A 14,801-nucleotide genomic window follows, 5' to 3' on the forward strand; every position below is an offset into this window, starting at 1 on the left:
TTATTAAAACCTTTAATGTTTTAAACTAAAGTTTTATCTTTGCAACTTATTTCAAAAAGTATATAATGAATAAATTACTTATCGTTGGCACAGTAGCTTTTGACGCTATTGAAACGCCATTTGGAAAAACAGATAAAATTTTAGGAGGTGCAGCCACTTATATTGGTTTATCTTCTTCTTTTTTTAACGTAGATGCAGCTATCGTTTCTGTTGTAGGTGAAGATTTTCCAAAAGAACATTTAGACTTATTAGAAAACAAAGACATCAATATTGAAGGTATAGAAATTGTCAAAGGCGGTAAAACTTTCTTTTGGAGTGGAAAATACCATAACGATTTAAATTCAAGAGATACTTTGGTTACTGAATTAAATGTATTAGCAGATTTTAATCCTGTTGTACCAAATAAATATAAAAACTCTGAAGTAGTTTTATTAGGCAATTTACACCCTTTGGTACAATCTAGTGTATTAGACCAAATGACAGTAAAACCAAAATTAATTGTATTAGACACTATGAACTTCTGGATGGATTGCGCTTTGCCAGAATTATTAGATGTTGTAAAACGAGTTGATGTTATTACGATTAATGATGAAGAAGCACGTCAATTATCTGGAGAGTATTCTTTAGTAAAAGCTGCTCAAAAGATTCACACTTTAGGACCAAAATATGTAGTTATTAAAAAAGGTGAACACGGAGCTTTATTATTCCACAACAAGGAAGTATTTTTTGCTCCTGCGTTACCCCTTGAAGAAGTATTTGACCCGACTGGAGCTGGTGATACATTCGCAGGTGGTTTTGCTGGCTATATTGCGCAAAGTGAAAACATTTCTTTTGACAACATGAAAAATGCCATTATTTACGGCTCCAATTTAGCTTCATTTTGCGTAGAAAAATTTGGAACAGAAAGAATGGAAAATTTAGAAAAAGAAGAAGTAATTGCACGCTTACAACAGTTTAAAGCACTAACGCAATTTGAAATAGAATTAGATTAAATGATTGTGCCTCGATTTTCGGGGCTTTTTTAATAATAAGTTTTCATTAGAATAATTACTCAAACAACACAACAACTTTATGAGTGACGCTATTAAACACGAATGTGGGATTGCCCTTTTAAGACTTTTAAAACCCCTAGAGTACTATAAAGAGAAGTATGGTTCTTCTTTTTATGGAGTACAAAAAATGTATCTCTTAATGGAAAAGCAACACAATCGTGGACAAGATGGTGCTGGATTAGCCAGCATTAAAATGGACATTGAGCCTGGACAAAGATACATTAGCCGAATTCGTTCCAATCATTCGCAGCCAATTCAAGATATTTTTTCTCAAATTAACGGAAGAATAAGTACTGAGTTACAGGAACACCCAGAATATCTAGAAGATATTGATTTACAAAAAAAGAACATCCCTTACATAGCCGAGTTGTTTTTAGGGCATGTTCGTTATGGTACTTTTGGTAAAAATAGCATTGAAAGTGTACATCCATTTCTCCGCCAAAACAATTGGATGCACCGCAACTTAATAGTAGCTGGTAATTTTAATCTTACCAATGTAAAAGAGTTATTTCAAAGTTTAGTCGATTTAGGACAACATCCAAAAGAATTAGCAGATACTGTAACAGTAATGGAAAAAATAGGTCATTTTCTAGATGATGAAGTGACAGATTTGTATCAAAAATGCAAAAATGAAGGGTATTCAAAAAAAGAGGCTTCGGCAGTTATTGCTGAACGTTTGAATATTGCTAAAATGTTAGAACGCGCTTCTAGAAACTGGGATGGAGGTTATGCTATGGCAGGATTAATTGGTCATGGTGATTCTTTTGTTTTAAGAGATCCCGCAGGAATTAGACCCGCTTATTATTACAAAGATGATGAAATTGCAGTAGTAGCTTCCGAAAGACCTGTAATACAAACCGTTTTCAATGTTCCATTTGAAGAAGTGAAAGAATTAGAACCTGGAAACGCAATAATTATTAAAAAGAATGGCAATGTTTTTATTGAAGAAGTTAGAAAACCTTTAATAAAGAAAGCCTGTTCTTTTGAACGTATTTATTTTTCACGTGGCAGTGATGCAGAAATCTATCAAGAAAGAAAAGAGTTAGGAAAGTTAGTATTTCCATCGATTTTAAAAGCCATCGATTACGACACAGACAATAGTGTTTTTTCTTTCATTCCAAATACTGCTGAAACCTCTTTTTATGGAATGGTAGAAGCAGCAAATGATTTTTTAAACCAACGAAAAATTAAGTCAATTTTAGAACGTAAAGACCAATTATCAGAAGAAAAGCTACAAGAAATTTTAGCGGTTAAATTACGAACTGAAAAAGTAGCCATTAAAGATGCCAAACTACGTACCTTTATAACAGAAGACAGCAGCAGAGATGATTTAGTAGCACACGTTTATGACGTAACTTATGGGGTGGTTAAACCCGAGGATAATTTAGTAATTATAGATGATAGTATTGTAAGAGGTACCACTTTAAAACAAAGCATCATTAAAATGATGGATCGATTACAACCGAAAAGAATAGTAGTAGTTTCCTCAGCACCTCAAATACGCTATCCAGATTGTTATGGAATAGATATGGCAAAACTAGAAGGCTTAGTTGCTTTTAAAGCTGCCTTAGAATTATTAAAAGAACGTAACCTATATCATATAGTTGATGAAGTTTATAAAAAATCTAAAAGTCAGGAACTTTTCAAAGACGATGAAGTTATTAATTATGTAAAAGAAATTTACGCACCTTTTACAGACGAAGAAATTTCGGCAAAAATTGCTGAAATGTTAACTCCCGAAGGTATAAAAGCTGAAATAAAAATTATATACCAAACAGTAGCTGATTTGCATAAAGCATGCCCTAAAAATTTAGGTGATTGGTACTTTACAGGTGATTATCCTACAGCAGGAGGAAACAGAGTAGTCAATAGAGCTTTTATGAATTTTTATGAAGGAAAAGATGCAAGAGCATACTAAAAAATTACTTTTCATCGATTTTTTTGTGTTATTGAACAATTTTTTTATGTAAGAAATAAACCTTGCTATACTTTAGCACTACCAGAAAATTAGTAGGTTAAGTTTTATGGTAGATTTGGGGCAAAAAGGGTGAAAGTAATTTCACCTTTTTTTTTTGTGTTTTACTCACTTTTTAGCAACTATTTGATCCATAAACAGCATTTCGTCGTTTTTTTTTACACTTCAACAATTATTTTATGCAAGCATACAAAACCATAGTACTTTAGCACTACCAGAAAATTAGTAGGTTAAGTTTTATGGTAGATTTGGGGCAAAAAGGGTGAAAGTAATTTCACCTTTTTTTTGTGTTTTATGTAAAATGATTGCATAAAAAAAGGAATATAAAATTCCTTTTAAAACTATCCACTAAAATATATACCTTAACCCTATATTTATAAAGTTGTAATAGTTATTTCTTTTAATACACTCTTTTATATTTTTGAGCATATCCTTCTGTCGAGATATAGGTTAATATCAAAAAGTTATTATTTTCTATTTCAAAATCTACAGAAGCCGCAGTTGGATTTTGGCAATTGGTCACAATGGTACTAGCAAAATAATTATAAACACCTGAAACAACAATCTCATTTGAAAAAGGATTACACATTGAGGTATTTGTAACAACTGTATTATTATTCTTAAATTCTAATATTTTATTGCTTTCAATAGGATTAAAAGTTCCACTACCATCACCTGGGTCTGCCAAAACTTCTATTAACTTCCATTTTCCTACTAATTTATTATTAGCACAGGAGCAACTATCGTCGTTATTACAAGAGCTTAATGATGCCATGATTAAAAAAGTTAGAATTTGTTTTTTCATGATTGTTTAATTTAAGGTTCTTTCATGTAAGACGCATTTTTAAAGTTTAGGTTGCGCAAAATATTTATAAACAACATATTACAAACCCAAAATCAAAATTAACAATACAAAAAAAGACTGATTAAATTAAGAGTAATTCCCTTTCTAGTCGATCGAAATTCTCCTCGTTTTTTGGCGTAACAAAGTCTTTTAATTTATTACACGCTTCAACAGTTTCAAAAATCATTTTAAATGAAACCTTAGTCTTCAAATCATCTCTTTTTTCAAAACCCACTTCCATATTAAACAATGGTTGAGAAAGTCTTGTCCAAGCTACTAATTTTTCGGGTTGTACAATAGTAAAAACAGATTCATTCTGATAATTCCCTTTTTCTGGACCATGCATGGTTAAAATCCATTTCCCATTAGGTTTCAAATCAAATTCATGGATTGTATTGGTAAATCCTTCTGGTCCCCACCATTTTTTTAGAATAGCAACATTTGCAAAAGCTTGGTAAACTTTTTCTACAGGTGCATCTAGAATTCTAAAACTATAAATTTCATTCGCTACCACCATAATTGTTAAGGGTTTTATTCTTTCCAGTTTTGAAGTCGGTCTAAATACAAATAGCTTTCTACAAACTTGCGGTGTTCAGGTGATGTCATCTTCTCTAACAATTTTAAAGCTGAAATATAACTCGCTAAATTTCCATTAGACGAGAGAAATTTACCATCTTCTGCATACGTTATTAAACTATCATTTTGAACCAATAAATTAGGATAATCTATTTGTAATTGTTTACCTCCACCAATCCAAGTAACTATTTTATGTCCGTCAGCAATACCAGAAGCTCCAATCAATTGTGCTCCACCACAGTTACTCACAGTGTATTCTGTTTCCTTGTTTTTATTTTTAATAAAATCAATAATATTTTTATTGTGCACTTGTGCATACATATCATAAGCACTTGGCACAAATAATGCTTTCAATTTAGGACAGTTTTTGAAAGTGTAATCTGGCACAAAATGCAATCCTTCTTCTGTAGTTATTGGATGATTTGTTTCGGCTATTGTTATCACATTAAAAAGTTGCTTGCCTTCTTCCGTTGGTTTACCAAAAACATCAGAAGTAGCCACAACTTCACTTTGCAAAACACCATTATACATTAACAAACCTATAGTTGGCAATTCAGGATTAAAAGGTTTTAAATGTTTGGTTAAAGTATCGGATTTATTAATGACTATTTCCTGAGTTGTTTCTGAAGTTTTGGTTTTTGTATTATTTGAATTACAAGCTATAAGAAAGCTACTAAACACTAATCCAAAGATAAATTTAAGCGGAGTCATTTTAATTATTTTTTTATATGATTTACACTCTCAAAGTTACTAAAAAGAACTTGTTTAAAATAAACTTTACTTCAGTTTCTTTTAGAAAGAAATAAATTTATCATACAAATAAAATATAGTAATCAATTAAACGCCTGTCTAAATTTAATGGGAGAAAAATTAGTTTTTGTTTTAAACAATTTACTAAAGCTTTGAGCATGCTCAAAACCAAGTTCGTAGGCTATTTCACTAATAGTGAGGTTTGTTGTTGTGAGTTTTTCTTTCGCTTTTTCAATTAATTTTTCATGAATTATTTGTTGTGTTGATTGACCTGTAATCGATTTAAGCAAACTACTCAAATATATAGGTGACAAATGCAGCATATCTGCCACATACTGGACAGTTGGCAACCCTTGGCTTGACAATTCAGGAATAGCGAAATAATCGTTCAGAATTTTTTCTGTTTTAGAAAGTATTTTATGATTGTTCTTATTACGTGTTAAAAATTGCCTTTGATAAAATCGTTCCGAATAGTTTAATAATGTTTCTATTTGAGAAACAATAATACTCTGACTAAATTTATCTAAATTTTCATGAGATTCTTTCTCAATATTTTTAACAATCGTATTTAAAATCGCTTCTTCCTTCTCTGACAAAAATAATGCTTCATTTACAGCATAATCAAAATAGTCATATTTTTTTATATTTTTTGCCAAAGAAGTATTCCATAAAAAGTTGGGATGAATCAGTAGCAGCCAACCTTCTTTAGAAGCCATCGTTTCAGCTATTTGTTCTGTACCAAAAACCTGATTGGGAGCAACAAAAAACATAACTCCATTATCAAAATCATAGCTACTTTGACCGTATTTATATTTGACGCTTGCATTCTTTTTAATGGAGATATGATAGAAATCAAAAACAAAATATTCATTATCACTTTCTTCTGTACAATTTATCAAACTATAATCAAATAAACTTATCAAAGGATGAGCAGGTGCTGGAATCCCTTTATGACTATAAAATTCTTGGATTGTTTTTATCCTATGTACTTTTTGCCCTTTCATTGAAATATTATTTCGTTTTAAAGACCCTTTTTAATCAATTTAATTATCTTTTAAACCAATTTAAGAATTTTGTTTTAATCAATCTTTATACTTTCTAACGCTTTTTCCATTCCTTTCTCCATGATTCCTTTCACTTTTAAACCTTCAGCACGAATTACAGTACTATCTTTCATCCCTAAAAAACCTAAAAAAGATTGTAAGTAAGGAGCTACAAAATCATTTTCTTTTCCTGCACCTTCAGAATAAATACCCCCTGAAGTCATAGCAATATATACTTTTTTACCTGTTACTTTACCAATCGGAAAACCTTCTGGACTATAACCAAAAGTAATTCCTACTCGAGTAATGTGATCTATCCATGATTTTAAATTGGAAGGAATCGTAAAATTAATTAAAGGGGCACCTATAACCAAAATATCAGCATTTAATAATTGTTTAATTAATTGATTAGAGCGTTCTAGTAATTGTATTTGATTTTCAGAAAGAACTTGTTCTGGTGTAAACATCGCTTGAAGTGTTGTCGAACTTAAATGCGGAATTTCATTTTCAGCTAAATTTATTTCTTCAATGATACTTTCAGGATATTTTTTTACAATTTCACCTACAATAGCATTACCTAACTTTATACTATAAGAATTGTTTCCTTGTATGCTAGAAACAAGATGAAGCACGCGTTTTGTATTCATAGTTGTTTTTTTTAATAATTTATCAATACAAAATTCTGGATTTACACCTCAACATATTTAGTCTAATTTAAGGTTCTTGTAGTCGAACTTACTATTTTATTATTAAAAAGGTCACTTCAAAAAGAAGCAACCTTTTTATATTTTTAGTTTCATAAAATTGCAAAAAATAATTATTATCATTTTTTTGTTGCCAAGAATTGATCTACTCTTTTTGCTTTTCTCCAAGCCTCCCAAACCAAATCTAAATTAGCCAAAAATGCTCTTTTTACATGTACAGTATATGTGTCTTTATTTACTGTAAAATCAAATAATAAATTAGGATTCCTCTTTTTTATTTTTTAGTGTTGTTAATACATCATCCAATTGATTGAAACGATCTTCCCATATATGTCTAAATTTTTCCAGCCATTGATCAATTTCTTTCATTTTATTGATTTCTAACGAATAATAAATCTCTCTTCCTTGTTGCTCTTGTTTTACTAACTCACATTCTGTTAATATCTTTAAATGCTTAGAGACTGCTTGTCTACTCGTTTCAAAATGCTCTGCCAAAGCATTTGGAGTCATTGCCTGTGAAGCGATTAAAGAAATAATAGCTCTGCGTGTAGGATCTGCTATTGCTTGAAATACATCTCTTCTCATTGTATCTTTAAATAATTCTATTAGAAACTAGTTGGTTGCAAATATACTTGCAGCTTTTTGGTTTCGCAAATTGTCTTAGGATTATTAACATCGAAATTAATGATTAGCAAAAAAATCTAACATTAAAGTTAATGCTTGTTCACTATGCATAAAAATCCCATTCTCTAAAGACTCTTTTGTAGCAGCAATTGCTCTTTGTCTCATGTTAGTTTCATAAGTTTGAATTGCTTCTAATGGTATTGCATATTCATCTGAAAGCAAACAATTAGATAATTCCAAAGCATCACGCATAGCCATATTAACACCTTCGCCAGCAAAAGGAGGCATAACATGAGCAGCATCACCTAGTAAAGTTACGTTCGATTTGGCTTCCCACTTTTGATCTAATGGCATATAATAAATAGGTCTTGGTATAAAAGGAGCAGTTGTATTTTCAAATAATTCTTGCCAAACTGGATGCCAACCCTGATAAAAATTAGTAAACCAATTAAGAACTTCATTGTTATTAGAAAAATCTAACCCACTACTTTTAGCCCAATTCTCATTTGTTTTGAAGCTAGCATAAAATCCAATTTCACCATTTCCTTTCTGACCCAGCAAAATATCTTTTTCATTACCGAAAGCCATTATTTTTCCACCATTTAACATTTTAAAAATCTTAGGAGCTGAATTTATGGCATCATAAATAGTTCCTTCAAGCATGGTAATACCAGAATAAATGGGTATACTATCTGTAACATAAGGGCGAATTTTAGAATTGGCCCCATCTGCAGCAATAACAAGATCTGCATAGACAGAAAAACCATTTTTAAACTGTAACAACCAACCTTCATTTTGTCTTTCCATTGTCGTAAAATGGCAATCCCAAACAACGGTCTCTGGTTCTAAAGCATCTAAAAGTATTTTTCTCAAATCACCACGATCAATTTCTGGTCTAAAATGTGGGTTTCCAAAATCTTCAACCAATTTTTCGTCATGATCACTAAAAAATACCTCAGCATCGGCATTCATTATTTTTTTTCTATCCGCTTTCGGAAGAAAATTATTTTTGAATTCTTGCAAAAGATTGGCTTTAATTATTGCAGCTAACCCAGAATCATCATGCAAATCTAATGGAGAACCTTGAACTCTAGCATTCTTATTTAAATCTCTTTCATACACTTTTACTTGAACGCCTTCTTGTTGTAATAATTTAGCCAATGTTAGTCCTCCAGGTCCTCCACCAACAATAGCAATTGTTTTATTTTGTAATTTCATTACTAAGAACTTTAAAATTAATAGTACAAAATTATTTAGTAGGTAGCGTTGAAAATTGTATAAATCGGTCGTTTTGATTTTGCTTGAGCTTTTTGGGCGATACACCTGAACGTTTTTTGACTTCTTTAATAAAATGGGATTGATCAGCAAAGTTACTTTCAGGAAAAAGCTTTCCTTCTTTAATATCATCAAAAGAAGCACGGAAACGTAAAATGCTTAAATATACTTTTAATGGTATACCAAATTGCTGATTAAAATAACGATTCATTTGTCTACTACTCCAAAACACTTTTTCTGACAATTTTTTTATAGTTGTAGCTCCATTTGAATCATAAATAATTTCAAAAAGTTTCTTTTTACGAGTATCAATTTCATTTGGTAAAAGACTTGTAATTTTATGAATTGCTTTTTCACAAAAAGAAGCAAAATCGGTTAAATCGGTTGCATTGAAATCCCAAAAGTTATTTGGTAAGTATTTTGCATTATCTAAAATAGCCGCAATACCATCTTTTAAAACATATTCAATGGCCAACAATTTAAAACTGATTGCAAACATAATAGTTTTAGCCCCCAAAACAGCTTTGTTTGATTGTGTTTCTAAACCTGAAAGTGTAACATGAAAAGGCTCGTTAGTCGATTGTGAGAAAAACAAATCAATTCTTCCATCTGGTAAAATTACAACTTCTTTATCACTCTCTGATTCATTTTGTAATGACCAAAAACCTGCCACATAATCTTCCAATACTGCATTTGGTTTAACGAATTGATATGTTAAATCATTATTCATAACACAATTGTAAAAACTTTAATGTTTATCTAAATGTACTATAAATCTACAATTTTTCAAATATTGTAATCAGAAAACAATAATTATACTATTCTATTTTTATTGAAATTAATTGTATTCCTCCTTTGTTTTAAAATTAAATTCCTGTTTATTTCGGGAAGTATGTAATTCATTTAGACATTCCCTTAACAACTTTGAAGTCCTATCAGTTGGGATTAAAGTATAATTATAAACAATCCCTACTTCTTCTTTTTTAGAAGAATCCCATTCATATTCAATTCCGTTTTCATCAATTATAATAGATTGCCCTTCAAAAACATCTTGCCACTCAATTCGTTGAGTTAAATCTATCAAGCTTTGGTAAACCAAAACATGACATACTTTATCTATCGTATCTATTAAAAAAAACATTTATTCAGTGTATTGTACAATAACCTAGGAAATCAAAATTTAAATTGGGTACTTACCCACTTCTATTCCTAGATATCTTTCTTTAATTATTTTAATATGTCTTAATTCATGTCCTGCAATATGATAAGCTAACGCTCTTACCGTTCTTTCATTTTTTATAATGCCATCTGTATCTATACCGCTACCTTTTCTTGTAAAAGATTCTTCAGGAAGATTTTGAAATAACAATAAAGTAGCCAACCTAACACTCCAATATTCTTCAAAAATAGTATCTAAACTTCGCTCATTGGCTTTAGAAAATGTAGCATAATTAGTTTCTTCAAATCCATGTAAAGGAGTATTGTCGTTTCGTGCATAACGTAGCGCTCTGTAAGCGAATATACGTTCGTCATCCATATTATGCACTAATATTTCTTTAATAGTCCATTTATCTTTGTCGTATCTGTACCCTAATTTTTCTTCTGGTAGGGCATAAATAAACTCTTTTAATCTGAAAAAATTATCGTGCAGCTCTTGCAAAATATCGGTATCGGTTTTTATCAAATCAAAATAATGTTGAGAATATAAAGGATATTCATTTTTATCTGGTCTATTGATTTTTCTAAATAGCATCATTGTTTGTTCTTTTTTGAATATACTTTCGATTTTTTGATGTTCTTAAAAACTAGAGTGCTTATAGCTAAAGAATCTCTTTCAAAGATAACGTAAACTTTAGAGATTTCACCGTTTTACATAAAGTAAAAAAGATATTACTCGATTCCTATTTTAAGCTCTTGACAATCTATAAAAATGCTGTGTTCAAGAAATATTTTGTTTCCTAACATACCAGACATACCAGAAAACTTCATAAGATAATATTGTGTTTTTGAAAAACCGTGTACGTATGTAACTTCTGTTAAAGCGAGGCTATGTTGTCTAAAAATTATACGTTGATTTGCCCGAGCAGAATAGGTGGTCAAAACATTATCCCAAGATTTTCCTTTCTCCGTTGTTACAATTGAATTAGGTAATTTTAATTTTTCCCAATTTTCCCTTGTAGTTAATAATTCATAGCCACTGGTTCCTGTATCATAAAGAAAGTTTTCATTTTGATTATCTAAAATAGCTGGAATGATTATTTTTCTTTTTTTGAATTTGAAGTCAAACAATTGATCTTCATTTTTTTTGGGTGCTTCTTTGACATTCAAATAAAGGGAATTATTCTTAAAATCAATTAGGGTTTTTCTATCCTCTAAAATATCTGCGCCTAGAGTACCAATTAGTTTACTGTTCTTATCTTGTTCTCTAAAATTGATCATTTTAAAGGTGTTAGAAGAAACTTCACACTGTCCAATTTTGAAAGTACTTGAAGCTATTTTTTCTTCTCTAGTAATGGCAGAAATATTTAAGATTGCGTTTTTGTAAAACAAAGTGTACGGACTTCCAGTATCAAATTGTAGAAAATAAGTGGTTGTATCATTTTGAAAATGGATTGGCAAAAGCAACGCTTTTTTATCTTTACTTGTCCATTCTATTGGTATTTTTCCACTTTCATTTTTTACAGACAAATAATTCGCGTCTGGTGTAAATTTGTTGTCAAAATAAAAATAACCCACTACAAGTGTTATAACGAAAAGGAAAAAAATGGAAAGCAGAATTTTCTTAATTAATTTCATGATTTTTTTCTGCAATGTTCCGAGAAAATATTGGTTTTTTTACCAAAAAGAATACGCCATTTTTACGACAATTAAATTTTCACATCTACAAATAGCTGTTTTTAAACCTAATAGTCAGCTCTTCATTTTGATTAAGACTCTTCCCATTAAGTACGACAAAAACAATTTTTAGCACCAAAAAAAGCACCAAAAAAAATAAAAACACAGGAACTCGAGGCAACAAATAATGTTGAACAAAAGGACTTAATAGAAACATTATTGAAAAAAAAGCGTTCAATAAAACTTGTACCTCTATAATTTCTTTTCCTATACTTTTAACTTTAGGATCTTTCGTTTTGGCAGTTAAAATTAAAGGAAAAATAATTTCCCCAAAAGGAATTATAAGACCTGAAAGAACAGATAAGTTAATCGCTTTCGCTTGTATTGTATTTTTTATGACTTTAGATGAGAACAAAAGATTTTTAGGTTCTGTTTTTAAAGCATGAGCAATTGCTTTTAATGAAAAACCTTTTAAAGAACTACCCGCTTCTATACGTTGAATGGTTCTTAATGACACCCCAGATTGTTCAGCTAATTCTGTTTGCGTCATTTTTTGTTGTTCCCTTAAAAACTTAACACGATTCATTTTGGACTTTTTTAAAATAAATACAAGTAATAACATAAAACATAAGATGATAAACAATCGTCTTAATGCTTAAAAACAAATATAGTCAAACTTTTAGTATCCTAATAATCAAAAAAATAATGAATTAGCAATCTTATCTTAGAAATCATTAAAATCTATTCATTTAAAAAAGAGTGTAAATATTCTAAAATTGTTTTCGTTTGCATCATTAAATTTACATGTCCTTGAGAAGGTACTATTACTAAATGAGATTTTGACATGGTTTGCATATCGGCTGTAATTCCACTTCCTAATAATTGATAGGTCTTCATTAATTCCACTTTATCAAGTCCGTCATTATCTCCTGAAATAAGTAAAGTAGGTACCGGAATTTTTGCAATATTTGCATCGCCACAATTAAATGGTTTTTCTGCAAATTCAAACATTTGCTGTAAAAATTTTCCCCATTTGGTTTTATCTGGTGCAACGATATTATATGCTATTTGTAATGGTGAATTATCAAAATATTCAGGTTTAAAATCTTCAAAAGCGTTGTTTACTATTGGCAACCACCCTTCTGTTTTATAAGTAGAAGAAATAATAACTAATTTTTTTAACCTATTTCCCTTTGTATAGTAAATTGATACGCATTTGTTGTCCAAAAGATACAAATACAGAGCTAATAAGTAAGGTCAACATGACACTTTTAGCAAAATAATTTATTTGATATCTATTTTTCATTATCTAATTTTTATTTCATATTTGTTAACAAGGTTTCTAAATAGTTTAATGTCATTGTAAAACCTTCTTTAAATCCCATTTCAATCATTCTTTGCATGCGTTCCAAAGAATCATTTTTAATAACAATAAGCACTTTTGTTATCCCATTTAGGTCACTAAAAGTTACATCCCAATCAGAACCTGGCATGTCTGGGTTTTCATCCTTATCAGCAAAAACACTGTAATATTTAAAGTTTGTCTTAGGTGTAATCGCAGTATATTGCTGCAGTTGCCAATATTCTTGTCCTTCAGGACTAACCATCGCATAAAACCTACGACCTCCTTCTTTAAAGTCCATAATTTTTGTTTTAGATTCAAAAGGCTTTGGTGCCCACCACTGATCCAAAATTTCAGCATTAGTAAACGCATCCCAAACCAAAGCAGAAGGTGCGTTAAATTCTCTTTCTACAAAAACAGTTTTGTTTGTTTTATCTACCGTAAAGTTAAATTGTAAATCTTTCATTTTGTTTGTTTTATAATTATATTTTATCTAAGTAAATGTATTTTGGTTCACTATTTTAAGAAAATGTATTTCATCATTTTATCAAATTTAAAAAAGAAACCATTTGGTTGCAAATATATGTGCAACTTTTCGGTTTCGCAAATTTTTTTAGCTTTTTATTTATCCTGTTTTAAAAGAAGAGAAAGACAACATGCTGCTCATTATGAAAAACATAGTCAAAAATTTATACGTTCAAAAGCTTTATATCAAATATGAAGTTAAATATGGAATTGTAAATACTAGCATTTAAAGATGTTGTATTTCTTTTTTCATTCGTTGATATAATTTTTCAATCTCTGTCCAATCTATAATATCTGCGCTATCATGCTCAAGAAATTGAAGGTTTTCATTAAATTCCATTTTCCTTTCTCGATGTTCTTCTACTAATTTTTCTTTATCTACTAGTATTGCTTCCCATTCTTTAGAAAGTGTTTGTTCAATTTGCAAATCCATAGCATTAAAGAAATTTTGACCAAATTGCCTAACTTCATTTACGAAGTCGAGATAAGTCATTTCAAAACTTCCATCTTTGGCAGTCCATAAACTAATTCCATTTTCCAAATTGTATTCGCTTTCCCATACAATTCTGATTTTCTCCTTATTTCTAAAGAAATATAATTTAGGCCCACCTATTAAATGGGCAGAGCTAAACGTTCGCTCATATTGCAACCAAGAAATTAATTTGTCATACTCTTCAAAATAAAAATCACTATACACTTCATCATCTGTCTCGTACAAATTGAGCCATGATTGCACATCGCTTTTAAATTGGGTAATATCTTCTGTTAATTGATAGAATTCATTAGGAATATTTTGACTTATCTTCTCAAAACAGGTCGTAAAATCTTCTAAAAATCGCACGATGTAATAATCATTGTACGGTGTAGGTTTATTACCAAAATAGTGCATTGCATCTCTAGAATATTCGTAAATGGTTGCATCACCAAAAGTTAACCACAAATCACCTTCTGTAAGCCAATACCAACTTAAGTACAAGTTAGGCTCTCGACCTACTGGTGTTATTTTATCAAATTCTTTAAGCTTAAAATGTATCATTATTGCACTTAGTTTTACTTTATAACTTACATATATCTCTAAAAACTGTTTTTTTAGCAAAATATTACTAATTTATAAATTATTAAAAGCAACTTATTTTCATAGCATTTCTACTAATCTACCTAGTTTCTTCTAAAAACGGATAGGCTACTAAGTCCTATCAAAGTCGAGTAAAGAAAGAACAATTAGTTTAGAATCAAAAACAAACTCTTTTTTTCTT

General features: G+C 30.1%; 17 protein-coding genes. 2 read left to right on the forward strand and 15 right to left on the reverse strand.

All coding sequences use genetic code 11. From position 1 onward, the window contains the following. Positions 1 to 65: 65 nt before the first annotated feature. Both CX675_RS16440 and CX675_RS16445 read left to right on the forward strand, forming a co-directional pair. A complete protein-coding gene (locus tag CX675_RS16440; protein WP_130736339.1) occupies positions 66 to 992 on the forward strand; it encodes a PfkB family carbohydrate kinase in 927 nt (308 codons plus the stop codon). A 79-nt stretch (positions 993 to 1,071) separates the two neighbouring features. Then, positions 1,072 to 2,970, forward strand: coding sequence for an amidophosphoribosyltransferase (locus CX675_RS16445; RefSeq protein ID WP_130736340.1), 1,899 nt, complete (start codon positions 1,072 to 1,074; stop codon positions 2,968 to 2,970). Positions 2,971 to 3,427: 457 nt separating this feature from the next. Here CX675_RS16445 and CX675_RS16450 read toward each other — a convergent pair whose 3' ends face one another. The 15 genes from CX675_RS16450 to CX675_RS16520 form a co-directional block, all read right to left on the reverse strand. Next, positions 3,428 to 3,832, reverse strand: coding sequence for a hypothetical protein (locus CX675_RS16450; protein ID WP_130736341.1), 405 nt, complete (start codon positions 3,830 to 3,832; stop codon positions 3,428 to 3,430). 121 nt (positions 3,833 to 3,953) lie between these two features. After that, on the reverse strand, positions 3,954 to 4,388 hold the full coding sequence (locus tag CX675_RS16455; protein WP_130736342.1) for an SRPBCC domain-containing protein: 435 nt from the start codon (positions 4,386 to 4,388) through the stop codon (positions 3,954 to 3,956). A 14-nt stretch (positions 4,389 to 4,402) separates the two neighbouring features. Beyond that, on the reverse strand, positions 4,403 to 5,158 hold the full coding sequence (locus CX675_RS16460; RefSeq protein WP_130736343.1) for a DJ-1/PfpI family protein: 756 nt from the start codon (positions 5,156 to 5,158) through the stop codon (positions 4,403 to 4,405). A 122-nt stretch (positions 5,159 to 5,280) separates the two neighbouring features. Further along, entirely contained in the window at positions 5,281 to 6,201 is a 921-nt protein-coding gene (locus tag CX675_RS16465) for an AraC family transcriptional regulator (RefSeq protein ID WP_130736344.1), read from the reverse strand. 74 nt (positions 6,202 to 6,275) lie between these two features. Then, complete coding sequence (locus CX675_RS16470) at positions 6,276 to 6,887, reverse strand: FMN-dependent NADH-azoreductase (RefSeq protein ID WP_130736345.1); 612 nt, start codon at positions 6,885 to 6,887, stop codon at positions 6,276 to 6,278. Between the two features lie 315 nt (positions 6,888 to 7,202). Then, on the reverse strand, positions 7,203 to 7,529 hold the full coding sequence (locus CX675_RS16475; protein ID WP_130736346.1) for a helix-turn-helix transcriptional regulator: 327 nt from the start codon (positions 7,527 to 7,529) through the stop codon (positions 7,203 to 7,205). Between the two features lie 96 nt (positions 7,530 to 7,625). Then, positions 7,626 to 8,786 (reverse strand): NAD(P)/FAD-dependent oxidoreductase, encoded by a 1,161-nt coding sequence (locus CX675_RS16480; RefSeq protein ID WP_130736347.1) that lies wholly within the window; start codon positions 8,784 to 8,786, stop codon positions 7,626 to 7,628. 31 nt (positions 8,787 to 8,817) lie between these two features. Continuing rightward, positions 8,818 to 9,573, reverse strand: coding sequence for an AraC family transcriptional regulator (locus CX675_RS16485; RefSeq protein WP_130736348.1), 756 nt, complete (start codon positions 9,571 to 9,573; stop codon positions 8,818 to 8,820). 108 nt (positions 9,574 to 9,681) lie between these two features. Continuing rightward, complete coding sequence (locus tag CX675_RS16490) at positions 9,682 to 9,984, reverse strand: hypothetical protein (RefSeq protein WP_130736349.1); 303 nt, start codon at positions 9,982 to 9,984, stop codon at positions 9,682 to 9,684. Positions 9,985 to 10,023: 39 nt separating this feature from the next. Next, positions 10,024 to 10,599, reverse strand: coding sequence for a DinB family protein (locus CX675_RS16495; RefSeq protein WP_240723673.1), 576 nt, complete (start codon positions 10,597 to 10,599; stop codon positions 10,024 to 10,026). 134 nt (positions 10,600 to 10,733) lie between these two features. Further along, on the reverse strand, positions 10,734 to 11,639 hold the full coding sequence (locus CX675_RS16500) for a hypothetical protein (RefSeq protein ID WP_130736350.1): 906 nt from the start codon (positions 11,637 to 11,639) through the stop codon (positions 10,734 to 10,736). A gap of 85 nt (positions 11,640 to 11,724) precedes the next feature. Then, positions 11,725 to 12,264, reverse strand: a complete 540-nt coding sequence (locus CX675_RS16505) for a helix-turn-helix domain-containing protein (RefSeq protein ID WP_130736351.1) — start codon at positions 12,262 to 12,264, stop codon at positions 11,725 to 11,727. Positions 12,265 to 12,419: 155 nt separating this feature from the next. Next, a complete protein-coding gene (locus CX675_RS16510) occupies positions 12,420 to 12,812 on the reverse strand; it encodes an alpha/beta fold hydrolase (protein WP_130736352.1) in 393 nt (130 codons plus the stop codon). 182 nt (positions 12,813 to 12,994) lie between these two features. Then, entirely contained in the window at positions 12,995 to 13,486 is a 492-nt protein-coding gene (locus CX675_RS16515) for an SRPBCC domain-containing protein (protein ID WP_130736353.1), read from the reverse strand. Positions 13,487 to 13,771: 285 nt separating this feature from the next. Then, entirely contained in the window at positions 13,772 to 14,581 is an 810-nt protein-coding gene (locus CX675_RS16520; RefSeq protein ID WP_130736354.1) for a DUF5984 family protein, read from the reverse strand. Between the last annotated feature and the right edge of the window lie 220 nt (positions 14,582 to 14,801).

Source organism: Flavobacterium sp. J27 (assembly GCF_004303025.1).
GTDB lineage: Bacteria > Bacteroidota > Bacteroidia > Flavobacteriales > Flavobacteriaceae > Flavobacterium.